The sequence below is a fragment of the Clostridium sp. YIM B02551 genome (assembly GCF_022324735.1).
Taxonomy (GTDB): Bacteria; Bacillota; Clostridia; order Clostridiales; family Clostridiaceae; genus Clostridium_T; species Clostridium_T paridis.
Map to the genome: position 1 here is coordinate 25,358 of NZ_JAKGTF010000003.1, position 15,090 is coordinate 40,447.

General features: G+C 30.3%; 16 protein-coding genes and 1 pseudogene. 6 read left to right on the forward strand and 11 right to left on the reverse strand.

What is annotated here, in order from left to right:
• Positions 1–2 precede the first annotated feature (2 nt).
• The 6 genes from L1S47_RS04335 to folE all read right to left on the reverse strand — a co-directional run bounded on the left by L1S47_RS04335 (position 3) and on the right by folE (position 4,711).
• A complete protein-coding gene (locus L1S47_RS04335) occupies positions 3–830 on the reverse strand; it encodes a GyrI-like domain-containing protein (protein ID WP_238882270.1) in 828 nt (275 codons plus the stop codon).
• A gap of 25 nt (positions 831–855) precedes the next feature.
• Positions 856–1,893 (reverse strand): abortive infection protein, encoded by a 1,038-nt coding sequence (locus L1S47_RS04340; RefSeq protein ID WP_238882271.1) that lies wholly within the window; start codon positions 1,891–1,893, stop codon positions 856–858.
• Between the two features lie 140 nt (positions 1,894–2,033).
• A complete protein-coding gene (folK, locus tag L1S47_RS04345) occupies positions 2,034–2,855 on the reverse strand; it encodes a 2-amino-4-hydroxy-6-hydroxymethyldihydropteridine diphosphokinase (RefSeq protein WP_238882272.1) in 822 nt (273 codons plus the stop codon).
• Between the two features lie 4 nt (positions 2,856–2,859).
• The gene (gene folP, locus L1S47_RS04350) at positions 2,860–3,672 is read right to left on the reverse strand and encodes a dihydropteroate synthase (protein WP_238882273.1); all 813 of its coding nucleotides are present in this window, start codon (positions 3,670–3,672) and stop codon (positions 2,860–2,862) included.
• Positions 3,673–3,684: 12 nt separating this feature from the next.
• A complete protein-coding gene (locus tag L1S47_RS04355; protein WP_238882274.1) occupies positions 3,685–4,161 on the reverse strand; it encodes an HD domain-containing protein in 477 nt (158 codons plus the stop codon).
• On the reverse strand, positions 4,154–4,711 hold the full coding sequence (gene folE, locus L1S47_RS04360; protein ID WP_238882275.1) for a GTP cyclohydrolase I FolE: 558 nt from the start codon (positions 4,709–4,711) through the stop codon (positions 4,154–4,156). Before folE ends, L1S47_RS04355 begins: the two co-directional genes overlap by 8 nt.
• Positions 4,712–4,924: 213 nt before the next feature.
• Here folE and L1S47_RS04365 point away from each other — a divergent pair, with 213 nt between their 5' ends.
• Entirely contained in the window at positions 4,925–5,758 is an 834-nt protein-coding gene (locus tag L1S47_RS04365; protein ID WP_238882276.1) for a PHP domain-containing protein, read from the forward strand.
• Between the two features lie 221 nt (positions 5,759–5,979).
• On the opposite strand, the pseudogene L1S47_RS04370 reads toward L1S47_RS04365, so the two are convergent.
• Positions 5,980–6,177, reverse strand: a pseudogene (locus L1S47_RS04370) (holin); the annotation flags it as partial.
• A gap of 381 nt (positions 6,178–6,558) precedes the next feature.
• On the opposite strand from L1S47_RS04370, the gene L1S47_RS04375 reads away from it, so the two are divergent.
• The 5 genes from L1S47_RS04375 to L1S47_RS04395 are packed head-to-tail and all read left to right on the forward strand — an operon-like array spanning position 6,559 to position 11,038.
• A complete protein-coding gene (locus tag L1S47_RS04375; RefSeq protein ID WP_238882277.1) occupies positions 6,559–7,704 on the forward strand; it encodes an ABC transporter substrate-binding protein in 1,146 nt (381 codons plus the stop codon).
• A 23-nt stretch (positions 7,705–7,727) separates the two neighbouring features.
• Positions 7,728–8,603 carry a branched-chain amino acid ABC transporter permease gene (locus tag L1S47_RS04380; RefSeq protein WP_202767685.1) on the forward strand — a complete coding sequence of 292 codons (876 nt, stop codon included), beginning with the start codon at positions 7,728–7,730 and terminating at the stop codon, positions 8,601–8,603.
• A 9-nt stretch (positions 8,604–8,612) separates the two neighbouring features.
• A complete protein-coding gene (locus L1S47_RS04385; protein ID WP_202767686.1) occupies positions 8,613–9,569 on the forward strand; it encodes a branched-chain amino acid ABC transporter permease in 957 nt (318 codons plus the stop codon).
• A 3-nt stretch (positions 9,570–9,572) separates the two neighbouring features.
• The gene (locus L1S47_RS04390) at positions 9,573–10,331 is read left to right on the forward strand and encodes an ABC transporter ATP-binding protein (RefSeq protein ID WP_202767687.1); all 759 of its coding nucleotides are present in this window, start codon (positions 9,573–9,575) and stop codon (positions 10,329–10,331) included.
• A gap of 2 nt (positions 10,332–10,333) precedes the next feature.
• On the forward strand, positions 10,334–11,038 hold the full coding sequence (locus tag L1S47_RS04395; protein ID WP_202767688.1) for an ABC transporter ATP-binding protein: 705 nt from the start codon (positions 10,334–10,336) through the stop codon (positions 11,036–11,038).
• A gap of 56 nt (positions 11,039–11,094) precedes the next feature.
• Here the strand turns inward: L1S47_RS04395 and L1S47_RS04400 are convergent, their stop codons facing one another.
• The 4 genes from L1S47_RS04400 to L1S47_RS04415 form a co-directional block, all read right to left on the reverse strand.
• Positions 11,095–12,495, reverse strand: a complete 1,401-nt coding sequence (locus L1S47_RS04400; protein WP_238882278.1) for an aminopeptidase — start codon at positions 12,493–12,495, stop codon at positions 11,095–11,097.
• A 112-nt stretch (positions 12,496–12,607) separates the two neighbouring features.
• Positions 12,608–13,582, reverse strand: coding sequence for a magnesium transporter CorA family protein (locus tag L1S47_RS04405; RefSeq protein WP_238882279.1), 975 nt, complete (start codon positions 13,580–13,582; stop codon positions 12,608–12,610).
• Positions 13,583–13,622: 40 nt separating this feature from the next.
• Positions 13,623–14,531: an HPr(Ser) kinase/phosphatase gene (hprK, locus tag L1S47_RS04410; protein ID WP_202767690.1), complete on the reverse strand. Its 909-nt coding sequence runs from the start codon at positions 14,529–14,531 to the stop codon at positions 13,623–13,625.
• A gap of 20 nt (positions 14,532–14,551) precedes the next feature.
• Positions 14,552–14,734, reverse strand: a complete 183-nt coding sequence (locus L1S47_RS04415; protein ID WP_238882280.1) for a DUF896 domain-containing protein — start codon at positions 14,732–14,734, stop codon at positions 14,552–14,554.
• Positions 14,735–15,090: the final 356 nt, after the last annotated feature.

The window sequence follows — 15,090 nt, forward strand, 5'->3', positions numbered from 1 at the left end:
ATCTAAAGGTTTTTTATTTTATATTTTTTTCTAACTGGAATATATATTTCAGTTATGTATTCATCTGGATTATCTGTATCTGGAGCTCCCTTGATATATTTTTGATAAGATGGAGCTATAACTTCATAATTTTGTTCTTCCTTCCACTTATATAAAGTATTATATACATCTTGAGCTCTGTGATAACTTCCAACATACTTGGTATAAATACATAGTGATCCTTCTAACGTTCTTATATACTTATTATCTGTTTCCTCTACAGGAACTCCCATTTCCATATCCACCAAACTATTTTCAACGTATTCTTTATTATGATAAATAGATATGGGCTTATCATATACATGAAGCTTAAAGCCTTCAATTAGAGGTATAAGATCATTAAATAATTCTCCTTCTTCCCCTTCTTTAATAAATCTTCTTATACTTATAATAGAAATTGGTTCCGTATTTATAATATTAATTTTTATATCTTCACAAATATTTATAAATTTATCCCTGCTTTCAATTATATTAATATCCTTCTGCATTTGTTTTAGTATATCATTTTGTCTCTCTATTTGTTTTATTATATATTCTTGCTTTTCTATAATACAATCCTTTAGATAATTATCATCATTTTTGTTAAGTATATTTAAAATCTCTATTAATGGGAACTGATACTCTTTTAATTTATTTATTAAATATATTTTTTCTAATTGATCTATTGAATAATATCTATACTCATTCTCTTTGTTTATCCAAGCTGGTTTAATTAGGTCTATACTATCATAATATCTTAAAGTTTTTGAGGAGACCTTGCATAGCTTAGAAAATTCTCCAATTGTTAGCATTAATAAATCCCCCCTTATTTATTAATTATATCATTGAGTAATATTCAGATATCATATTAAATGATGCTTTAGGATCCCATGGCATATCCTTATAAGTATTTCCTAGCTTATCTTCGTAACTTTTAACTATGCCATAGGCTGCCATATCTAAATCATATAGAGGCTCTTCTTTATGAGGATAGTTTCCACTTATAAAGGTAAATACAAACGCCCCTTCTACATCTTCTTCACAAAAAATATCTAATGATTCTTTTATATATTTTGCCTGAATACTCTCATCTCTTTTATAATCTCCACTTATCTCTAGAGGAGTTTTGCTTTTATCTACAATCGCCCAGCCATAACCTCCTTTATCTTCTGCTCCTTCATAGGTGCAACACCCAAATTCTGTTATAATTACTGGTTTCTTATGTTTATAATATTTTTTCAATCCTTTTCTATATATGTTTTTATTGTTTTTATCCATATAATAGTCTATACATACCATATCAAACAAATCCCAATCTACATCCTCCCAAGGACCAGAAGCATAAGTTATCTTTCCATTAAACTTGCTTTTAATAATATTTGTTGCCTTGGATAAGTATGAATTTAGATTTTTATTAAAAGATCCTTTAGAAAGAGTACTTTTTAGAAGCTTCATTGGCTTCATAAAGGTTCCTATTCTCTCAAAAGCAGTTTCTCCTAACACAAGTCCGTTCATAAAGAAGGTAAGTTCACAACCTGCAACAAAGATAATATTCTCTTGAGATTTCCTTAACTTTTCAGCTTCTTCAGCACATTTTACATAATATTCTAGAGTTTCTTCTTCATTTTCATCTATGATAGCTGGAGAAAACCAAACTTGCAAATCATTTTCTATTGCGTATTTTGCAGCTGTAGTTAATCTATATAAATCATAACCTGAAATCCTAACTGCATTACAATGTAAATCATTTTTAATTATCTCCATCTCTCGTTTAACAATATTTGAATCAAACTTATCTCTTGAGGAATTGTCTTTTCCATTTGTATAAGTTCCTACATCGTAATTGATACCTTTTATTCGTAATGCTTCACTCATAGTAAATTCACCTTCCTTAGTAAAATACTTTATACGTTATAGTCTTTAAAATATTATATATTTTATGCTAAGATTATAAACCTTCTAGTAAGGGCAAGGTCAAATATTATAAATTTCTAAAGAGTAAAAAAAGAAACTCCCTAAGGAGTTTCTTTAGCTATTTCTAAAAGTTCAAATACTCTTTTATTTATTAATGGGTGCAAATAAAATGGACATATTTCATTTACTGGCTCTAGTACAAATAATCTTTGATGCATTCTTGGATGAGGTAATATTACATGTTCATCATTTGATACTATATCATCCATAAAAATCATATCTATATCTATTGTTCTAGGTCCCCATTTAATTACTCTCTCTCTTTTTAATTTCTGCTCTGTTTCCAATAGAAAATCCATTAATTCATTAGGTGCTAGTATGGTTTCGATTTCTATTGCACAATTTAAAAATTCATCTTGCTCTGTATAGCCCCAAGGCTCTGTCCTTATAAAACTTGAAGTCTTTACTACTTTACATAAACTATGCTCATCAATTATTTCTATAGCTTTTTTTAAATTCTCTTCCTTATTTCCTAGATTCGAACCTAAGGATAACACTGCCCTGCTTCTTTTTCTAGTAATTTCAACTTCAACTGTATCTAAATTTCTATGTATAGGTGCCCAAGGCTTCTTAACTGATACCTTTATTTCCTTAACTAAAGGATATTTTAAAAGCACAAATTCACTAATTTTATTGCAGGCTGTTTCAATTAAATCATAACTTATTTTATTAAATTCCTTCTCTACTTTTTGTGATAATTCTCCATAATGCACTGAAGCAGTTAAATCACCAGTTCTTCCTGGCTTTTTTAAATCTAAAGTAAGCTCTAAGGATATTAAAAACTTTTGACCTAATTTTTTTTCTTCTTCAAACACACCATGGAAGGCAAAAACCTCTAAATCTCTAACATATAATTTATCCATAATACTATTTATTTCTCCTAACTATAGCATCAGTCATTTGTGCAGCTCTTTTATTTTCCTTAACATCATGAACTCTCACAAAATCATAACCCTTCATTATTCCAACTACTGTGGTTGCAACAGTACCCTCTACTCTTTCCTCTGGAGGAAGATCTAAAGTTAGTCCAATCATAGATTTTCTTGAAGTAGCTAAAAGCATTGGATAACCTAGTGTTAATAATTCTTCTAATCTATCCATAACTTCAATGTTGTTTTCTAATGTTTTTGCAAAGCCTATGCCAGGATCTAAAATAATATTTTCTTTTTTAACTCCTGCCTTCAATGCTATATCAACAGATTCTTGAAGTTCCTTCTTCATATCTTCAATTATGTCAGTGTATTCCTTATTGTCCTTATTATGCATTAGGCAGCACTGAACTTCATAGTTCGCAGCAACTTTTGCCATATCCTTATCTTTTTTAAATCCCCAAACATCATTTATTAAGTCTGCTCCTGCTTTAATAGCAGCTTCTGCAACTTCTGCTTTATAGGTATCAATTGATATAATAATATCATATTTTTCTTTTAAAGCTTTTATGATGGGAACTACCCTATTTATTTCTTCTTCTGCAGTTACATACATAGCGCCTGGCCTAGTAGATTCCCCTCCTATATCAATAATATCTGCACCTTCAGCTATTAATTTTTCCCCTTGCTTTAAGGCTTGTTCTAAATTATTATATTTTCCACCATCAGAAAAGGAGTCTGGAGTAACATTAAGTATACCCATAATATAAGTCCTTTTTCCTAAATGAAATTCTTTATTACCTATTTTCACTTTATCGCCCCTTTAGTACTTTATTTCTAAATTCTTCTTACTATCATCCCAATTACATCCAAGAGTAGCTTTACAATTATAGCATTCTCTAGATAGTTTATCCCCTTCATATATAAGGCTAGCTATAGGCGATGTTTTCTGTATTCTCCTATGTCCTAAAATACCTTCTTTAATAATCTCTTTTTCTTCAAATGAAAAGTTCATTCTGTCTAAAAAACTTTTAGCTATTTCATATGAAGCCTCATTATGTGGGGTTCCTTTTTCATATTGTTCCCCTCTTCCTATATCATGGAGAAGTCCAATAATATAAATTATTTCCTTTGAAAATCCAAGATTTCTTTCTAAATTAATTATGTAACATATTCTTGCCATATTTAAAAAATGCTCAAGATTATGTTTGCAATATATTCTATCCTTTTCTAATAGCTCAATTTTATTTAATAAAATTCTATATTCTCTGCTATTTAAGATTTCATTCACTCTATCCATTAATCAGTTCTCTTACCTCTCTTCTAAGGTCAACATTTTCTTCAAAATCACCTCTATAAGAAGTAGTAACTGTCTTAGTGCCAGGTTTTTTAACACCTCTCATGGTCATACACATATGTTCCCCTTCTATAATAACCATCACACCTTTTGGTCTTAAATACTCCATCATCGCATCTGCAATTTCAGCTGTTAGTCTTTCTTGCAATTGTGGTTTTTTAGCATAAACTTCCACAGTTCTTGCAAGCTTTGAAAGTCCTGCAACTTTTCCATTTGGAATATAAGCTATATGTACCTTCCCAAAGAAAGGGACTAAGTGATGTTCACACATGGAATAATATGTAATATCCTTCTCTATTACTAAATCATCTCTCTCCGCAGTAAAAGTTCTATCTAAATATTTTTCAGCTGTTTCTCCAATACCTGAAAATATCTCTTCATACATTTTACTTATTCTAAGTGGAGTATCCTTAAGACCTTCTCTGTCTGGATCTTCTCCAATAGCTTCTAAAATCATCCTTACTGCATCTTGTATTTTAATTTTATCAACCATCCGTTTTACCTCCATATGTGCTTAGATATCTATTTTATCTATTAATTATATCATTAGTTTTAGTTCCTTTAATATATTTTTTTTACTTTCTATTCCACTTGACAATACTACAAGCATTAAAGATATTGTTCTCTTTTTTTCTTATTTTACTATTATATAACCAAAAAATGATATAAAATATATTTAATTTATTAATTCTGAAAGGAGAAACCTATGATAAAAGTTGATATGCATACCCATACTATAGCTTCTGATGGAAGACTTACCCCAAGAGAATTAATTACTAGGGCTAAAGGAAATGGTTCAACGATGCTTGCAATTACGGATCATGACACCGTTGACTCTTTACAAGAAGCTGCTACAATTGCTAGAGAATTATCTTTAGAATTTATTCCTGGTATAGAACTTTCAACTGTTCATAATGGAGAATCTATTCATATGTTAGGATTCTTTAGAGATGACAGTTATAAAAATAAAGAATTACTGGATTTTTTACTTTCATTAAAAGAACATAGAGTTAACAGAGGAAGAAAGATTGTAGAAAACCTAAAAAAGTATTTTAATATTGAAATTTCTTACGATAATGTTTTAAAGAGAGGAAAAGGTGTTATTGCTAGACCTCATATTGCTGATGAAATAATTGCAAGTGGATATCCATATACTAAAGATGAAATATTTGATAAGTTTATTTCAAATAAAAGTCCTGCTTATGTAGAAAATAAAAAGATAACTGTTCCTGAAGGAATAGCCCTATTAAAAAAATATAACGCTTTAGTATTTTTAGCTCATCCAATTCTAATAAGAAAAACTCCAATCAAAGATTTTACTGAGTTTGACTTTGATGGTTTTGAAGCAATTTATTTTCAGAACAAACGTGAACAAACCAAGAAACTTATTAAGCTATGTGCAGAGAAGAATCTTTTAGTATCTGCTGGTGGAGACTTCCATGGTGATCTTGATGGAGACACTAAACATGGTGATTTAGGAATCACTGAAATTCCTGAAGAAATGTTAAATTCTTTTAAAAAAGCTTATTATAATATATAGATAAAAATATGAGTAGAATGCTTTTACACGCATTCTACTCATTTCTTTTTTTACTCTTATATCAAATTACTTCACTTCTATTATCGCCCTTGAGAATTTTCTCTATCAATAGTATCTTGAGTAATTTGATCAAATTCTCCTAATGATGCATTAGTATTTGTTGTTCCAGTAGTATTATTGGTTGTAGTACTATTAGTTGTTACAGTATTACCTGCACTAGACTTATCATCTAAGAATCCTTTGTTTTCTGTTGTTGGATTATTTAATATACCAGCCATAACTAGTATTCCTAATATACCTGAAACAATATCCTGATAATTCTTAGGAAGTATATCTAGTCCAAACCCTTGTAATATTAGGGGAATCAATGCAAATATCGCTACCCATAAACCATAGTTTTTAAATCTAGATTTATCCATACTTCTTCTCCTCCTTTGATATTTTCTTTTCCATATATATTATTCACATAAGCTTACATAGGTGAAAACATAGGGTTTTCTATAGGAAACTTAACTTATTCTTGTTTGAAAATGTCAGTTTCTAGACATTTTCAGGCATGAATAGTTATTAGTTGAACTTAAAACCCTATAGTAAACGCTTATATAAAATACAACATTTTTATTATGCTAATTTTAATATTATTCTGAAAATATTTAAAAATATCATATTGTAATTTAATAAGCATTGTGTTAATATATCAATAACGATTTTTAAATATATTTAATTAATTAATCAACTTACGCTCATTTTGTTGATAATTTATCAAATTGAAATTTTCAAAACTTAAGGGGGATTTATTTATGAAGAAAAAGATTCTTGCAACTGTAATGGCTACTTTAGTAGTTGCTGCAGCATTTACTGGATGCTCATCCAAAAAATCAGATAGTGGAGACACTATTAAGATAGGTGGAATTGGTCCTTTAACTGGTAAGGCCTCCACGTATGGTCAATCTGTTAAAGAAGGAGCCGAGCTATATCAAGATGAAATTAATAATGCCGGTGGAATTAACGGTAAGAAAGTACAATTCGTATTTGAAGATGATGAAGCTGATCCAAATAAAGCTATACAAGCTTTCAATAAACTTGTAGATGATGAAGGAGTTACTGCAATTTTAGGTGCTGTAACATCTGGAGCTTCAAAAGCTGTAGGACCTTTAGCTACATCAAAATCAATTCCTATGATTACACCATCTTCAACTGAGCCAAACATAACTAAAGACGGTGGAGATTTTGTATTTAGAGGATGTTTTATAGATTCTTATCAAGGTAAAATCCTTGCTAAATATACAACTGATTCATTAAAGAAGAAAAAAGCAGCTGTATTATATAATGTTGCATCTGATTACTCTAAAGGTATAGCTGATGCATACAAAGCAGAACTTGAGAAAAATGGTGGTACTGTAACTGAATTCTTGACTTACAATGACAGTGATAAAGACTTCAATGCGCAACTAACAAAAATCAAAGCTTCCAATCCAGATGTTTTAGTACTTCCTGATTATTATAATGTTGTTGGTCTTATTGCTAAACAAGCAAAAGATATGGGAATAAGTGCTCAATTATTAGGTGGAGACGGTTGGGAATCTCAAGATCTTACTAAAATTGGTGGAACAGCTGTAAATGGAGCTCTTTACTTAAATCACTACTACACTCAAGATACTGATAAAAATGTTTCTGATTTTGTTAGTGCTTACAAAAAGAAATTCAGTAAAGATCCAGATGCATTTGCTGCTTTAGCATATGACTCAGCAAAAATCTTAGTTAAAGCAATCGAAGCTGCAAATTCAACTGATGGAGATAAAATAAGAGAACAATTATTAAAAACAGATCTACAAGTAGTTACTGGAAAAGTTACATTCGATGCTGACAGAACTGCAGTTAAAGGAGCAGTAATTATTAAAGTAGATGGAGATAAGAAGACTTTAGTAGATAAGGTTCAACCTTAATATTACATTAGGAGGAGTATTATATGGAGCTTTTACAACAATTAATAAATGGCTTGGCATTAGGTAGTGTGTATGCCCTCCTTGCTATAGGTTATACAATGGTGTACGGTATAATAAAGCTTATTAATTTTGCTCACGGAGATATTTTTATGGCAGGAGCCTTTGCAGGCTTCTATGCCTCAACAAAATTAGGCTTATCATTGATACCAACTTTAATAGTATCAATGTTTGCTGCAGCATTACTAGGTATTATAATCGAGAAGGTTGCTTATAAACCTCTTAGAAATTCACCTAGAATAACACTTTTAATTACAGCAATAGGTGTTTCTCTACTACTTGAACATGGTATGAGGTTTTTAGTTGGTCCTGATCCAAAACCATTCCCTGATTTATTCCCTGTAGGAACTATAAACATTGGATCTCTACACATAAATGGAAAAATACTTTTAATGCTTGGGGTATCTGCGTTACTTGTTTTACTCCTTCAATATATAATATATAAAACAAAGGTTGGAAAGGCTATGAGAGCAGCTTCTCAAGATATGGAAGCTGCCTCCCTAATGGGAATAAACGTTAATAATATCATTTCTCTTACCTTTGCTATAGGTTCTGCTTTAGCTGGAATTGCAGGTGTTTTAGTTGCAATAGCTTATCCAAGTATTGATCCTTATATGGGAATGATGCCTGGTCTAAAGGCTTTCGTTGCAGCTGTTGTTGGAGGAATAGGAAGCATACCAGGTGCATTACTTGGTGGAATAGTTATGGGAATATCTGAAACCCTAACAAAAGCATATATTTCAACATCTTTATCAGATGCTATAGCTTTTGGATTATTAATAATTGTTCTCCTATTTAAACCTACTGGTTTACTTGGGGACAAGACTAAAGAGAAAGTGTAGGTGAAGAATATGAAGAATAATATAAACTCAAAATTAAAACCTATTATCATATTAGTTTCTTTAATAGTAACCTATTTTGTACTTTCCATTTTAATGAAAAATCATATTATTAACTCTTATTATGGCGGAATCATAATACTTGTATGTATTAATATAATTTTAGCGGCATCATTAAATTTAGTAGTTGGATTTACCGGACAGCTAGCATTAGGACATGCCGGGTTTATGGTAATTGGTGCATATGTTTCAGCTTATTTATCAATCCACTATAAGCTTCCGTTTATTGTTGTATTATTAGTTGGTGGATTAGTTGCAGGACTACTCTCTCTTGTTATCGGTATTCCTACTCTAAAATTAAAAGGAGACTACTTTGCTATTGCAACCCTAGCTTTTGGTGAAATAATTAAAGGAATAATTATGAACACTGAAGCTGTAGGTGGTGCTAGAGGTTTAAGTAGAATACCAAAACACACAGATTTTACTTGGGCATTTATCATAATGGTTTTAACTATCTTAGTTATATATAATATAATTCATTCTTCTCAAGGAAGAGCAATGATCTCAATTAGAGAGAATGAAATTGCTGCAGAAGCTATGGGAGTAAATACTTTTAAATACAAGGTTATGGCATTTATTATAGCTGCTTTCTTTGCTGGTGTTGCTGGTGGTCTTCTTGCTCATAATACTATGTTCATTCAACCACAATCTTTCGACTTTATGAAGTCAATAGAAATATTAACCTTCGTGGTATTAGGTGGAATGGGATCTTTATCAGGTTCAGTACTTGCAACCATTATATTAACATTCTTACCAGAATACTTAAGAGGATTAAAAGACTTAAAGAATATCATCTATCCTATTGCATTAATAGTATTAATGATATTCAGACCTCAAGGATTACTTGGAACTAAAGAGATATCATTCAAAATATTTTCTAAAATATTACCTAAAGGAAAGGAGAGCTAACCCATGTTAAAGGTTGATAACTTATCCATACAATTTGGCGGACTTAAAGCTGTTTCTGATTTTTCTCTTGAAATAGGCGAAAAGCAAATCGTAGGTTTAATTGGTCCAAACGGAGCTGGTAAAACTACAATTTTTAACCTTTTAACTGGAGTTTATGCTCCTACTGAAGGTACTATAGCTTATTTAGGAGAAAATATTCACGGCCTAAAGCCTTATAATATAACTCAAAAGAAAATAGCAAGAACATTTCAAAATATAAGATTATTTTCAAATTTATCTGTAATAGATAATATAAAGATAAGCTTTAATTATAGAGTTAAATATAATGTTTTTGATTCAATTTTTAGAACTCCTAGATTCATAAAGGAAGAAAAGGAAATAGAAGCACAAGCCTTGGAATATTTATCATATTTTGACCTTGATTCAAAGAAGGATGAATTAGCAAAAAATCTTTCCTACGGAGAACAAAGAAGACTTGAGATTGTAAGAGCACTAGCTGCTGATCCAAAGCTAATTTTATTAGATGAACCTGCTGCTGGTATGAATCCACAAGAAACTCAAGAACTTATGAAAATGATAAACTGGACAAAAGACAAATTTAATATCTCAGTTCTACTTATTGAACATGATATGAAACTTGTAATGGGAATTTGTGAAAAGATAACTGTTCTAGATTACGGTAAAAAAATTGCTGAAGGTACACCTGAAGAAATAAAGAGAAATCCTAAGGTTATAGAAGCGTACCTTGGGGAAGGAGCTTAATCATGCTAAAGATAGATAACTTAAATGTATATTATGAAGGAATTCACGCTCTGAAAGATATTTCTCTTGAAGTAAATCAAGGTGAAATAGTAACCTTAATAGGTGCAAATGGTGCAGGTAAAACTTCAACCCTTAGAGCTATTTCTGGATTGGTTCCATATAAATCTGGAGATATAAACTTTAAAGGAAATGCTCTTAAGACTATAGCTCCACATAAAATACTATCTCTTGGCCTTTCTCATGTTCCAGAAGGAAGAAAAATCTTCCCTGAACTTACTGTAATGGAGAATCTAGAACTTGGAGCATATTTAAGAAAAGATAAGAAGGGGATTGCTACCGATATGGAATCAATCTTCACTAAATTCCCTAGATTAAAAGAAAGAATCAAACAAAGAGCTGGTACTTTATCAGGTGGAGAACAACAAATGCTTGCTATGGGAAGAGCTTTAATGTGCAGACCTGAAATGATTTTACTTGATGAGCCTTCAATGGGATTAGCTCCTCTTGTTGTTAAAGGAATTTTTGACACAATACAAGAAATTAATGCAGGTGGAACTACAGTCTTATTAGTTGAACAAAATGCTCATATGGCCTTATCTATAGCTGATAGAGCTTATGTTTTAGAAACTGGTTCAATAGTATTAGAAGGTAATGCAAAAGAACTACTACAAGATGATAAGATTAGAAGTGCTTACCTTGGAGAATAGAATATAAAATCCCCCTAGAATATTAAATTATATTCTAGGGGGATTTATTAATTATTTTAAGCTTCCTTTAAGAATGCTTCATATCCTCTCATTGTTTCATAAATATCTGCTTTACTAGCTACTTCCCATGGCGCATGCATATTATGAAGAGCTATTCCACAGTCTATTACTTGCATATTGTATTGAGCAAGTATATATGCTATGGTTCCTCCGCCACCTTGGTCAACCTTTCCAAGTTCACCAGTTTGCCAAGTTACATTATGTTTTTCCATGATTTTTCTGATATATGCTACATATTCTGCGTTTGCATCATTTGAGCCTGATTTTCCTCTTGCTCCAGTGTATTTACTAAATACAATTCCTTTTCCAAAGTATGCTGTATTATTTTTTTCTACAACACTTGGGAAATTAGGATCAAATGCAACTGTAACATCTGAAGAAAGCATATGTGAGTTATTCAATGCCCTTCTAAGCTTTAGTTCTGAATACTCACCTTTTCTATCCAATATCTCAGCTACAATGTTCTCAAAGAATCTTGATTGCATTCCTGTAGCTCCTACACTACCTATTTCCTCTTTATCAACGAATAATGCAACGCATGTTCTATCAGTCTTTTCAATAGCCATTAAAGCTTCAAAGCTTGTATATGCGCATATTCTATCATCATGGCCATATCCCATAACCATACTTCTATCCAAACCGTAGTCTCTAGCTTTTCCTGCTGGGACTATTTCTAGTTCTGCTGAAACAAAATCTTCTTCTTCTACTCCGTATTTTTCATTAAATAATGCTAAAATATTTTCTTTAACTCTCTCTTTAGCATCCTTATCTTTTATTGGCATTGAACCAACTAAAACATTAAGATCTTCACCTTCAATTACTACATTTGCTTTCTTTTCTAATTGCTTTGATGCAAGGTGAATTAATAAATCTGATACTCCTACAACTGGATCATTTTCATCTTCGCCTACATTAAGCTTTATAACAGTTCCGTCCTTTTTAACTAAGACTCCATGAATTGCTAGTGGAATAGTAACCCATTGATACTTTTTTACCCCACCATAGTAATGAGTATCAAATAAAGCTAACCCACCATCTTCATAAAGTGGATTTTGCTTTAAATCTAATCTAGGTGAATCTAAATGAGCACCTAGAATTCTTAATCCCTTTTCTAAAGGTTCTGACCCAATTAGAAATAAAGCTAAAGTTTTTCCCATGTTATTTGCATAAACTTTATCTCCAGCCTTTAATACTTCTCCATTATCAATTATGTTTTGTAAATTTCTATATCCATTATTTTCTGCAAGTTCTATAAGTTCATCCACTGATTCTCTTTCAGTCTTACATTTAGATATAAAATCTTTATATCTATCACTTAGTTCAAAAACCTTTTTTAAGTCATCTTTAGAATATTTATCCCAAGCTAAGGAATATTCTTTTTTTAATTTTTTACTCATGTTTAAACCTCCCATGTCTTTTTTTATAATTTTACACTTATTTATATGGAATATCAAACCAATAGATGTTTTATATGGTTTCTTATAGGACACTTAACTTAAAACCCTATAACTATATCATTCTATGCTTTTTAAAATAAAACAACATTGTTATAACTATTCCCCCCATAAAAATAAGTATTCCAAAAAACGCAAAATTATTTTCTTTAAATGGCATATGATCAAAACTCATTGAAAATACAGCTGTAATAAGCTCTAATGGTAGAAATACTGTTGTTACCACAGTAAAAACCTTCATTAAATCATTTGTCTTATTCGATATTTCAGCTTCATAAGCTTCTCTTACCATTGCTAGATCTTGTGTTAAATTCTCAATAGCCTTCATTAGTTTTGAGATTTTATTATCTATATTCTTAAAATAAATCATATAATTATCTGAAATTATTCCATTTTCATTTGCAAGTAATGCATCTCCTATATATCGTAACGGATTGAGTATTTTACGTATTTTGTATGTTTGACCTCTTAAAAATACAAGTTCTCTTATTTGATTCGAATGAGGAGATCTTAATATTTCTAATTCTACCTTATCAGCCATTTCTTCAACTAGTGATATACAATTATAGTTTCTTAATATTAATCTATCTAGAATATAATATAGAACTATTTCTGGCTTACCTTTATCTTTTAACATAAAACAATTTCTGTTCTTTTTTATATCTTTTATAAAATCTTCTAATACCGGTATTCTGTCTTTATACACAGTAACTATGAAATTATGACTAAGGAAGATATTAAGCTCTTTAGAGATAATATCTTCCTCATAAATATCAAGTACATTTAATACCATAAAAATATAATCATTGTAAAAATGAATCTGAGCTTCTTGTGAAAAATCCTTACATTCTTGTATACATTCCTCATCAAGTACAAGGTTCAATGCTTCAATTTCTTCTGCATGAAGTATGATCCAATATAAACTCTTTTCCTGTTCCCAACTATCAACTTCTTTGAACTTATTTGATATATCATAAATTATCATCTTCTCACCTTTAATAAATATTTCTAGATATATATTATGTTCCAAAAGGTGAAATTTTATTATATTTACATGAATACCTATTTTATTATCCGTTCATTTTATTCATTCTGCTTTCAATTATGTCAACTGGAGTAACATCTGACATTAAGGAATATCTGTAATTAGCAGCTGCTGCTTCAATTATTACAGCTATATTTCTTCCTGGTCTTATTGGAACTATTAGCTTTCTCACATCAACACCTAATATATCCTGATAATCTGCATTAGTGCCTAATCTCTCATAATCTCCATCGTCTTTCCAATGTTCAAAATGTATTATTAGTTTTATATCTTTTGAAGGAATAACAGAGCTTAATCCATACAATGCAGTTATATCAATTATTCCCATACCTCTAACTTCAAGCATTCCGAAAGTTATTTCAGGGGATGTCCCAATTAATTCTCCATCAATTGCTCTTATCTCCACTGCATCATCTGTTACAATTCTATGACCTCTCTTTATTAATTCTAGTGCAGTTTCACTTTTACCAATTCCACTTTCACCAGTTATTAATATTCCAATACCATACACATCAACAAGAACTCCATGAAGTCTTGTTTCTGGGGCCATCTTATCTGCAAGGTACATTGTACATTTACTCATAAATTGTGTAGTCACCATATTACTTCTAAGTAACCATGATTTACTCTTTTCAGCCGCACTTACCAGTTCCTTATGAGGTTCTAAATCTCTTGTAATAATTAAACATGTTGAATCAAAACTAAAAAATTTATTCAATCTCTTTTTTCTAATTTCTATCCCCATATCATCTAAAAAGCTCCATTCAGCTTTTCCTACTACCTGAATACGTTCCGGAGCAAAATAATTATAAAATCCTGCAAGCTGTAGTCCTGGTCTGTTTATATCACTTACACTTATTATCTTATTAACTTCCCCTTTAACTAATACCTCTAGATCAAAATCCTTGATAAGCTTTTCTACTGTAACCTCCATGCTAACCACCCTCATACAAATTAATTATTAAACTTCTTTTTTGGTTTAATTCCACTTAATTGATCTCTAAAATTATTTTTTACTAATTCTATATATTTTTTTCTCAGTTTATCCTGTTCCTCTTTTTCTATATCTGTTAGACCTTCTTCTTTACTTTTTTTATATAATTCATTTATTCTTGCGATTAATGCATCTTCATTCATTACTTAATTTCTCCTTTGATTTCTAGAGTGTTTAAACTCTAATCAATATCTAATTTCTATAAAGAAATTATACCACATGAGTGTAATTATTACTAACAAAAATCCCTCTGGTTTTAATACTTATAAATAATTTATATTTAATTGTATTAATTTAAATTACAATATATGTAATATACTGTATAATTTAGAAGATATTTACTTTATATTGATAAAATTTACAATTTTTTATTAAATTATTGCTAAATTTCGATTTACAATATTTTTCAATTTGGTATAATATAGGTATAAGGACTAAGCATATAATATATGGTGCCATTCTTTACTTTTTTGCACCGTATAAATTTTAGAGGATGGGG

What these genes read in the sequence shown, in the direction of transcription:
- L1S47_RS04415 (WP_238882280.1), bottom strand. Translation starts at nt 14,734, where the DNA reads ATGAATGAAGATGCATTAATCGCAAGAATAAATGAATTATATAAAAAA.
- L1S47_RS04390 (WP_202767687.1), top strand. Translation starts at nt 9,573, where the DNA reads ATGTTAAAGGTTGATAACTTATCCATACAATTTGGCGGACTTAAAGCT.
- L1S47_RS04355 (WP_238882274.1), bottom strand. Translation starts at nt 4,161, where the DNA reads ATGGATAGAGTGAATGAAATCTTAAATAGCAGAGAATATAGAATTTTA.
- L1S47_RS04385 (WP_202767686.1), top strand. Translation starts at nt 8,613, where the DNA reads ATGAAGAATAATATAAACTCAAAATTAAAACCTATTATCATATTAGTT.
- L1S47_RS04375 (WP_238882277.1), top strand. Translation starts at nt 6,559, where the DNA reads ATGAAGAAAAAGATTCTTGCAACTGTAATGGCTACTTTAGTAGTTGCT.
- L1S47_RS04395 (WP_202767688.1), top strand. Translation starts at nt 10,334, where the DNA reads ATGCTAAAGATAGATAACTTAAATGTATATTATGAAGGAATTCACGCT.
- L1S47_RS04335 (WP_238882270.1), bottom strand. Translation starts at nt 830, where the DNA reads ATGCTAACAATTGGAGAATTTTCTAAGCTATGCAAGGTCTCCTCAAAA.
- hprK (WP_202767690.1), bottom strand. Translation starts at nt 14,531, where the DNA reads ATGGAGGTTACAGTAGAAAAGCTTATCAAGGATTTTGATCTAGAGGTA.
- folK (WP_238882272.1), bottom strand. Translation starts at nt 2,855, where the DNA reads ATGGATAAATTATATGTTAGAGATTTAGAGGTTTTTGCCTTCCATGGT.
- L1S47_RS04380 (WP_202767685.1), top strand. Translation starts at nt 7,728, where the DNA reads ATGGAGCTTTTACAACAATTAATAAATGGCTTGGCATTAGGTAGTGTG.
- folE (WP_238882275.1), bottom strand. Translation starts at nt 4,711, where the DNA reads ATGGTTGATAAAATTAAAATACAAGATGCAGTAAGGATGATTTTAGAA.
- L1S47_RS04400 (WP_238882278.1), bottom strand. Translation starts at nt 12,495, where the DNA reads ATGAGTAAAAAATTAAAAAAAGAATATTCCTTAGCTTGGGATAAATAT.
- L1S47_RS04340 (WP_238882271.1), bottom strand. Translation starts at nt 1,893, where the DNA reads ATGAGTGAAGCATTACGAATAAAAGGTATCAATTACGATGTAGGAACT.
- L1S47_RS04365 (WP_238882276.1), top strand. Translation starts at nt 4,925, where the DNA reads ATGATAAAAGTTGATATGCATACCCATACTATAGCTTCTGATGGAAGA.